The 9,484-nt window shown below is 69.1% G+C and carries 6 protein-coding genes; all 6 read left to right on the top strand.

What is annotated here, in order from left to right; translation table 11 throughout:
• Nucleotides 1-394 precede the first annotated feature (394 nt).
• On the top strand, nt 395-832 hold the full coding sequence (locus RCO28_RS38600) for a hypothetical protein (RefSeq protein WP_308946080.1): 438 nt from the start codon (nt 395-397) through the stop codon (nt 830-832).
• A complete protein-coding gene (locus RCO28_RS38595) occupies nt 832-3,423 on the top strand; it encodes a Helicase associated domain protein (protein WP_308946079.1) in 2,592 nt (863 codons plus the stop codon). The genes RCO28_RS38600 and RCO28_RS38595 overlap by 1 nt, the downstream gene beginning before the upstream one ends.
• 209 nt (nt 3,424-3,632) lie before the next feature.
• On the top strand, nt 3,633-4,871 hold the full coding sequence (locus tag RCO28_RS38590; protein ID WP_374991330.1) for a DNA-binding protein: 1,239 nt from the start codon (nt 3,633-3,635) through the stop codon (nt 4,869-4,871).
• Nucleotides 4,872-5,032: 161 nt separating this feature from the next.
• The gene (locus RCO28_RS38585; RefSeq protein ID WP_308946077.1) at nt 5,033-5,797 is read left to right on the top strand and encodes a TnsA-like heteromeric transposase endonuclease subunit; all 765 of its coding nucleotides are present in this window, start codon (nt 5,033-5,035) and stop codon (nt 5,795-5,797) included.
• Between the two features lie 62 nt (nt 5,798-5,859).
• Nucleotides 5,860-7,941 carry a Mu transposase C-terminal domain-containing protein gene (locus tag RCO28_RS38580; RefSeq protein WP_308946076.1) on the top strand — a complete coding sequence of 694 codons (2,082 nt, stop codon included), beginning with the start codon at nt 5,860-5,862 and terminating at the stop codon, nt 7,939-7,941.
• A complete protein-coding gene (locus RCO28_RS38575; protein WP_308946075.1) occupies nt 7,935-9,026 on the top strand; it encodes a TniB family NTP-binding protein in 1,092 nt (363 codons plus the stop codon). The genes RCO28_RS38580 and RCO28_RS38575 overlap by 7 nt, the downstream gene beginning before the upstream one ends.
• Nucleotides 9,027-9,484 lie beyond the last annotated feature (458 nt).

Here is a 9,484-nt window from a genome sequence, read left to right as displayed (position 1 = left end):
CGTCGGGACGCTCCGCGTCCCGACGGGTCGGATCGCTCCGCGATCCGGCCTGTCGGCCTGCGCTCCGCGCTGGCCTTGGGCTGGCTACGAAGTGGGGTTCCTGCGCAGGTGGTTGACGGGGTTTCAGGTGTGCTGTCACTGCCGGCGGCACGCGCCGCTTGCGGATGCAGGGGTGTGGGATTCGGTCGCATCGAGGCTTCGACCGTACCAGTGCGGTCACTTCGAGCCAACCCTCTAGAAGAGAGTGTGTCAAAGTTATGACTCGGGTAGCTTTGGATCTGAGAACGTACTACCTGTCCGGGAGAGGTCGGTTCTGAAATGCCATCAGGCAGGCGGTGGATTCAGAGGTGGGACACTCTCTTCTTGCTGCCCTGTATTCACGTAAGGAACCTCCATGAATTTAGCAGAGAAGCTCACCACGGGAGAAGAAATGCCAACAGGACTGCAGACTGAACGTCAACTCCTCGACACAGCCGGACAGATCTACCGGACGTTCGTCGATCACCCCTACGACAAGGACCTGTCCCGCGACGTGGTCGCGGTCCTGTCGCAGACCATCGACGACCACGCCCTCTACGGCGAGCAGTTGACCGCGTTCGCCGAGCGCTTCCGTGAGCGTCTTGAGTGGAACTACGCCGATTACGGGCCTGCCACCGCTCACTACTTGAAGCACGGGCGCTATGTGCTGGCCAGTCAGCCGGAGAGCCTGATCGTCTGGGAGCGGCTGTCCCAGGTTCGCTCCCGGTTCAAGCTGCGGATCGCCTGGAACCACAGTGAGCTCCCGGACACCATGCTCAGCGACATGGCGCAGGTCTGGGGCGTTGCCCTGTGATGGCTGAACGGGCCTCTGGGGCGCAGGTTCTTCGGGCGCATCAGGTCGAGGCGGTCGACGCTCTCCTGCGGGCCTTGCAGACGCCCGTCGGTGGGCGGCTGCCGGCGGAAGGGCTGCGGTGTCAGTGCATCGCCGCCACCGGGTCCGGCAAGACCCTCATCGCCGCTGCGGTCGCTCAACGCCTTGGTGCGCGGCGGGTGTTGGTGCTGGTGCCGACGAAGGATCTGCTGGTGCAGATGGCGGCGGCTTGGCGGCGTGATGGCGGGCGTTCCGGAGCCATGGTCGGGGTGTGCTCGCTGCCCGCGTCGGAATCCCAGGGAGTGCCTTGCACGACCGATGCGGGTGAACTCCTGGCGTGGACACGGGATTTGGACACGGTGGCGGTGTTCAGCACCTACGCCTCGGTCGGTGTTCTCCAGCGGGCGCACGCGGCCGGCCTTGCGGCGTGGGATCTGGTGGTGGTCGACGAGGCGCACCGTACGAGCGGGGACGGGCTCAAGCCGTGGGCGGCCGTGCACGACCAGCAGAAGATCCCTGCCGCACGCCGGTTGTACATGACGGCCACGCCGCGGGTGTGGGAAGCAGCAGAAGGGCGTACGGCGCCGCGGCTGATCGCGAGCATGAACGAGGACTCCCCCGTCTTCGGGCCGGTCGCCTACAAGCTGACGCTCTCCGAGGCCATTGGGCGGGGACTGGTGGCTCCGTACCAGGTCGTGTGCGTCGACATCCACGACCCCGAACATGGGCAACGGACACAGCTCGGCACGGGTACAGAGCGGGTGCGTGGGGCGCGGCTGGCCGCGCTGCAGGCCGGCGTCCTCACCGCGGCCGCGCGGGAGAACGTGCGCAAGCTGCTCACCTTCCACTCCCGCGTCGCCGAGGCCGAAGCCATGGCCGAGGGTGTGCCGGCTGCTGCGGCGCGGTTGTGGGAAGACGATCCGCGGACGTATCCGGACCCGAAGCGCGTGTGGGCTTCCTGGCTTCACGGCGAACACCCCCCGGCCTACCGGCGTGCGGTGCTCGAGGAGTTCGACTCCGACGTCATCGAGCACCAGGACCACGAAGGCGGCGAGGGCGCAGAGGCCGAGCCTGAACTGCTGCCCGCGGCGCTGCGCGTTCTGGCGTCGGTCAAGGTACTGGGCGAAGGCGTCGACACCGTCGCGGACTCGATTGCATTCGGCGATGTGCGCGGGTCGATGGTCGATATCGTGCAAATGGTCGGCCGTGCTCTGAGAATGAAACCCGGGCAAGGAAAAGTTGCTTCGCTGATCGTTCCGGTATTTCTCGGAGAGGGCGAGAATCCCGACGACATGCTCACTTCCCCGGCCTACGGAGCCCTGGCCAAGATCTTGGAAGCCTTGCGGGCCCACGACACAGACACGATCGAAGCCCTCGCCGACTCCCGTTCACGTAGCGGGAGTTGGGTAGAGGAAGGCGTCGATGGCGGGTCGGCCGTCGAGGGCGAGGACGCATTCGGGGATGACGTCGATCGCCTGGGTGGCGAGGAGGCGGCGGATCCGGTCAGTGCGGGGGCGCGGGAACTGCTGAAGTTCTCCTCGCCACGGGATCCTGTGGAGTTGGCGCGGTTCGTGCGGCTGCGGGTGCTGGAGCCCGAGGGCGAGTACTGGCGCCGCGGGATCGAGGCCTGCGCCCGGTACGTGAAAGAGACCGGCGCGGAACAGCTGCGGGTGCCCTACGTTTACGTCACGCCCGAGACGTGGTCGCCCGCAGGGTTTCCGCTCGGGGTGTGGCTGAAGAAGCAGCGCCAGGACAACAAGGCCGGACGGCTGGATGCCGAGCGGGTCGCTGAACTCGATGCGCTGGGGATGGTGTGGTCCCACCAGGAGCTCGCTTTCGCCGAAGGCCTCGCTGCGGCGCGTGAATGGGCTGTGGAGCACGGGCACTTCCTGCCACCGGTCACCGCAGTGTGGAACGGCTATCCCGTCGGGAACTGGGCCAAGAACCAACGCGCCGCAGCGAAACTCGCCGACGAGGTCGAGGAGCAGCGCCAGGCCGGCGAGCCCGTCGAATCGGCGGCCGGCGCGTTGCTCGAGTCACGGCGCGAAGCGCTCGAGGAGATCGACCCCGGCTGGTGTCCGGCATGGGATGTGGGATGGCAGCGGTGCTTCCGACTCACCCAGGCCCACGTGGTCGGCGGCGGGAGCCTGCCGACGGCCGCGGGTGAAGTTGTCGTGCAAGGCGAGGACCTGGGGCGGTGGGTTCAGGCACAGCGCTACGGCTTCGAGACGCTGCAGCCCGCCCAGCAGTGGCTGCTCCACAACGTCCTCGGTGTTGAGGCGGCCGGAGACGAGGAACGGCCCGTCAAGCGCACACAGGATCACAAGTGGCTGCTCAACCTTGCTGCCGCCCGTCAATACCGGGCCCGCGAAGGACACTTGGACGTCCCCCGCAAACACATCGAGCACCTGCCGGTCGAGGACGCCGGGCCCGCCGCTTCGGGGCGTGAGACCACCCCCGACGGCATGGTGGCGGTCGCGTTGGGCATGTGGGTGGCGAACGTACGAAGGCGCGCAGCGAAGCTCACCCCAGAGCGCCATAGTGATCTGGACCAGCTGGGCATGCGCTGGTGAACGGCCAGGAAGTGACGAGCTTGGTGAACAGGCCCTGGGGCGAGCACGGAGACGCTTTGAGACGGGGGGTTTTCCGTGTGGCGCCGTTGCGTGGTGAAACTACGTTCTCGGTGATCTGTCGTCTCGCGGGTCGGTACGGGGTGCCGGAGACCGCTCTGCGCTCGGAGTGGCGGTGGCGCGGCTCTCGGTCCCGGCATCGGGATGGGGGCGTGAGGGCGGATGCCGAGGTGGTGCTGAACGCGTCGGGGCGGCAGGTACTGGCGGGCTTGTGCGGTGTCGATAGCGCGGTGATGGCGTGGACGTTGCCTTCCTGGACGCAGGAGGCGGCCGCCTTGGATGCCGAGGGCGACGAGGTGCCGACGGCGGTGTGGCGCACCGGTGGTGCGGTCGTGGGGCCGGTGGCCTTCGGCTGCCGTCTCTGTGCCGCCCTGCGGTGCGGGGCGGCGGTTCGGTGGGTGCGGTACGCGGCGCGGTGGGAGCGGGTGTGTGTCCGGCACGGGCGGTGGCTGATGGATGCGGACGCCGACCAGGAGCTGGAGCATCTGGATCTGCGCGCGGTACCGGACGTCATCGTGGCGCAGCGTCGGTGGGTGGGTGTGGCGCGGCGGGCGGTGCGGGGTGGGGTGGAGCCGGAGCGGGTGTTCGCGCTGGCGTATGCGGTGGTGGCGCGGTGGTGGGAGCAAGCGCTGCAGTGGGAGCGGGAGAAGGTGTGGCCGGGGCGGCTGCACCAGGTCGCCGGCGGTAACGCGGGCGAGGAGCTGGAGCGGTGGCGGATCGTGGGGCGCGATGCGGTCATCTTCCCCGAAGTGGTCGCTGTCGCGGACGCGTTGCTGGACCCGGTCATGGCGCAGCGGGTGTGGGCGGACAGCGGGGCCGGGCGGCCGCGGCCGCTGCCCGCCGACGGGGCGTTCTGCCGGGCTCTGGGTGAGCGCGTGGGCCGGCCCTGGCTGGGGCCGTTGGCCGCGACCGACTACGGCGGGCCGCTGATCGCGTGGATGGGCGCCGTCGTACGCGAGCGGCGCGGCAAGAGCAGACCACCTGGCTGGGCTGATGATCCGTGGTGGGTGTCCAAGGAGCATCAAGTGGCCGCTATGGCCGGTCAGTTGCGGGTGCGGGCCAAGGAGATGAAGGCGCCGGGATCGGGCACGTGGTGGCGTTCCACGGTGCCTGCGGAGCAGCGCATGTGGATCGAGAACCTCATTGGCGATGCCGGGGAGCAGCTGACCCAGCTGCGGGGCGCGCAGAGCGGCACCACGCGCGAGGTGGCCCGGCACCTGCTGGAGTTGCTGAGCCGTGGCACGGAACTGCTCGACCAGGTGACGCTGCGGGTCATGGTGGCGGCCGTGAACGCCGGAGTGCCGGTTAAGGACGTGGCCGAGTGGGCGCGTCTGTCCCCGGAGGAAGCAGCCGAAGCCCTCGGAACGCACCGGGACACGCACGACGAATAGGCACCGGGGGCGTGTGTGGGCGGGGAGTTCGCTGGTTCTAGCGCATTGCGGGGCGGTCTGTGATCAGAACGTGCGAACGTCTTACGGCGCGGTGGGGTGCCGTTTGGGTGGGGTGAGTGAGCGGCAGGAGCGTGGTGGGTGGCCTGGGAGGGTCCGGGCAGTTGGATGTTGCGGTCGGGGCGGGGTTCGAGGCCGTCTTCGTCGACCCGTTGTTGGGGCAGGTGGTGCAGCAGCGGTGGGCGGACGCGGCTGTTGCGATGGCCTTTGAGGAGCTCGATCCGGTGTCGGCATTCCCGGTCGTTCCGGGGCGCAGGTGGGGCCCGGGTCTGTGGTGGTCGGCGACGACCGGGCGGCACGTGGTCTCGGGATCCCACGCGATGCGCATGCAGTTGATGGTCCTCGACCGTGATCCTCAGGTGGTCGGCATGGCGGGCCGGCCAGTGCGGGTGCTGTGGCGGGACGGCCGGGGGCGGGAGCGGTCGTGGGTGCCGCAGTTGTTCGTGCGGTACGTGGACGGCAGCGGCATGCTGGCCGACTGCCCCAGCCACGCCGAGGCTGGCGGGCAGCGGGCACGGACCGCCGTCGCGGTGATGGCGGAAGCGTGTGCGCAGGTGGGGTTCGTCTACCGGCGCCTTGAGCGGCTGGACGAAGTGGTGGAGGCCAACGTGAAGTGGCTGGCCGGCTACCGGCATCCGCGCTACCGAGGGCGAACAGGCCTGCTGGAGAAGGTCGTTGAGGCGTATCAGCGGCCGCGTCCGCTGATCGAGGGTGCCAGCGTGGTCGGTGATCCGATCGAGGTCCTCCCCGTCGTGTTCCGTGCCCTGTGGGGCGGGCGGCTGACGGCGCCGTTGGACGTGCCGCTGCACGAACGCGTCTTGACCCGGGCCGCGTGGGAAGGCGCGGGTGTCGGGGTGGGGGCGGGGTGAGCGGGAAGCGGCCCGGTGGGCGGCCGGTGGTCGCGGTGGGGGCCCACGTGCGGTTTCGTGGCATGCGGTGGCAGGTCGTCGCACTGTCCGGGCAGCAGGTGCACCTGGTCGGCGAGGAGGGGGCGGATGAGGTGTTGCTGGCCGGGTATCTGTTCGCCGATCCCGGCTTCGCGGTGCTGGGGGCGGAGGCGGAGCGGGCTCAGGCGGTGCCGCAGTGGGGTCTGTTCGAGACCGCTCCGGCTGCGGCGAGGGAGAAGGCTCTGGCCTGGCAGCGGCACATTCGCGAAGTGGAATGCGGCCGGCCCGGCGGTGCGGACAGCAGCGGTCAGGTGCGGGCGGAGTACGACCCGGATCGGTGGACGCTGGCCGAGCGGGAGCAGGCCAAGGCCCGCGAGCTGACGTCTCTGGGCTTTGGGCGGGTGTCGAGGTCGACGGTGCAGCGCATGCGGCTCGCCTACCGCAAGCAGGGGCTGTGGGGGCTGATTGACCACCGCACCGCCCGCAGCCCGAAGGGCGGTGACGGTGGCGGGCGTCAGGACGAGCGGGTCGTCGCCGCGGTCAAGGACGTGCTGCGAGGGCAGCGGGGACGTTCCAAGGGCACCGTCAAAGCTCTGATGCCGCTGGTCGCGCAGCTCCTGAAAGACCGGCACGGGGACACGGTGCCCATGCCGGCGCAGGCCACGTTCTACCGGCTCGTCAACCAGCTCGCCCACCCTGCCGATCACCCGGCGCACCGAGTGCGCAGTGCGCCGCTCACGGACGACGGGCACAGGTTCACCCCGACCGTGGCTCTGCGGCCCGGGGAACAGGTCCAGATCGACACCACCCGCCTCGACGTCCTCGCGCTCTACGAGGACGGCAGCCTGGGACGCCCGGAGCTCACGATCGCTGTCGATGTTGCTACCCGGGCGATCCTCGCGGCGGTGCTGTGCCCGGGCGGGACCCAGGCCGTCGACGCTGCCCTGCTGTTGGCGGAGATGGCGGTGCCGCATCCAGCGCGGCCGACGTGGCCCGACGTCCTGCACTTCGCACACAACGCTCTCCTGCCCGGGGAGCGGCTGCTGTCGTTGGACGAGCGCCTCGAAGGGGCGGCTGCGCGGCCGGTGGTCGTGCCGGAGACGGTCGTGGTGGACCGGGGGAAAGTATTCGTCTCGCGGGCATTCACGGGCGCCTGTGAAGCGCTCGGGATCAGTGTGCAGGCTGCGCCGCCGTTCGCGCCGACCGCCAAGGGCATCGTGGAGCGGACCTTCGGGTCGATCAACACCCTGTTCTGCCAGCACCTACCTGGCTACACCGGCTCCGACGTCACCCGCCGCGGCAAAGACGTGGCCCGCGAGGCCTGTTACAGCGTCGCTCAGCTGCAGGACCTCCTCGATGAGTGGCTCGTCCACTGGCACCACCGCCCCCACGAAGGGTTGCGGCATCCGGTGCTGCCGAAGACCGCGCTGTCCCCGAACCAGATGTGGGCCGCGCTGGTCTCCGTCGCCGGACACATACCCGTGCCGTTGAGCGGCGCCGACTACCTGGAGCTGCTGCCGGTGCGGTGGCAGGCCATCACCGAGCACGGCATCCGCCTGCATCACCGCACCTACGACCACGACCTGCTCGGCCCGCACCGGGGGAAGAAATCCGAAGTCGCAGCCCGCGGAGGGAAATGGGAGGTGCACACCAACCCGCACGACGTCCGCCAGATCTGGGTACGCCTCCCCGACCATGGGCTCACCGAGATCCCGTGGATCCACCGGGACCACTCCCACCAGCCGTTCAACGACCGCACCTGGAAGTACCTGCAGACGATCACCACACGCCACGCGGACCACGACGGTTACGAGGCGGACCTCGCCGAAGCCCTCGACCAGCTCATGCGCCGCACCCGGACCGGAACAGCCACCCGCACCGAGAAGCACCTCCTCGCCCGCCACGCCACCACCCGCACTCCCCCACCAGTTCCAGGGGACGGGCCCGATACACAGGCGCGGGCAACGGGCGCGGCCGCGGCAGTCACGGGCGAGGACAGCCTCGACGAGCTCGACCAAGACGAGGAGGACCCTGCCGAGGGCGAAGACGAGACTCCGGGTGGTCCGGCCGTGCCGGTGGCCGGGTACGGGCTCTACGACGCTCAGGAGGAGGCCCTCAAATGGTGAAGCACCACAGCCTGGGCGGCGGGCTCCTTGCGACGGCGGGCATGGACGGGTCGGGCGGAGACAAGGGGAGCACGCCCACCGATGATGGTGTCGACAGGGCGTGGCCGGTGACGAGCTGGCAGGGCTGGCAGCACTTCGCGACTACCCCTCCCCCGCGACCGCCCGCACCCGGGGAGCCCGTACGCAGCGTTGAGGAACGCCTCGCCTACCACTCCGCGTTCGTCACCGTCCGCACGCCCGCGATCGAGACGCTCACCACGAACGTGCGGACCCTGATGATCCTGGGACGGCATCAACAGAACACTGCTCGGCCCTCGTTGATCGTCACCGGGCCGGCAGCGGCCGGGAAAACCACCGCCCTGCTCCATGTCGGCCGGACCTGCCACCTCGCCCACACCCAACAGGACCCGCTCCCGGCCAGAAGCACGCATGCACTGGTACCCGTCGCCTACGTACTGGTTCCGCCGGGAGCCAGTGCGAAAGCTCTGGCCACGGAGTTCGCCCGCTACCTGGGCGTCCCCGTCACCAGCCGCATGACCCAGGCCCAGATCACCGACGCCGTCTGCCACACCTACAACCAGGTGGGCGTGCGACTCGTGATGATCGACGAGATCCACCGGCTCAACCCCCGCACCACCACCGGCGCGGAAACCGCAGACCTGCTCAAAGACCTCACCGAACGCATCCGTGCGACGTTCGTGTACGCGGGCATCGACGTCACCGGAACCGCCCTGTTCACGGGCGTGCGCGGAGCCCAACTCGCCGCACGCGCCAGCCTCGTGGAATGCGGCGCGTTCCCCGCCCGCCTCGGGAAACAACACCCCTTCAAGGAGCTGATCACCGGCGTAGAAGCCGCGCTCGACCTCCGCGCACACCCGCCGGGAACCCTCGTCCGCCACGCCCCGTATCTCCACCAACGGACCGCCGGGCGGATCGGGAGCCTCACCCGATTGATTCGCCAAGCAGCGATCACCGCGATCCTCGACGACACCGAACGCATCACCAAACCAACGCTGGAAGCCGTCCGGCTCGACCACCTCGCCGAACAACATCACCGCCCCGCCGGCAGCACCCGCAGGAAGTAGCCGCCCACACGGCCCTGGCCAGGCACAACAGGCCGGAACAGCGAAAAGGCGCCTGGTGCCATTAGACGCAGACCCCATCTGCGGTAAAGCCGGGGATTCTCAACACAGTTGACATAACACCAGGCCAGAGAGCCCACCATCCCACGGGGAGACGCCACGACTGGTTCTCACCTGACCTGCAACACCCCAGCCCACAACCACCCCGTACCTCAACTCACCCCCACCCCGGTGTCATGCGCATTGCAGGAACGGATGTTGAAGGGTTCATCGATCAGTCACAGCACCCTTCATGGCACGGTGACTCCGAGTCCCCACAAGTCGGCGACGAACTGCACGCAGTAGTGATCGACCCACATCAGAACCCACCACGCCTGAGCGCCCTGGACAGAGACATCGCAACTGCCAGCCACCTTCGCCAAGCCAGCCTACTCACCGACCAACAGCGAGCGGCCCTCGAC

The organism is Streptomyces sp. LHD-70 (genome assembly GCF_031157275.1).
Taxonomy (GTDB): domain Bacteria; phylum Actinomycetota; class Actinomycetes; order Streptomycetales; family Streptomycetaceae; genus Streptomyces.
This window is presented reverse-complemented; position numbering and strand designations above follow the sequence as displayed.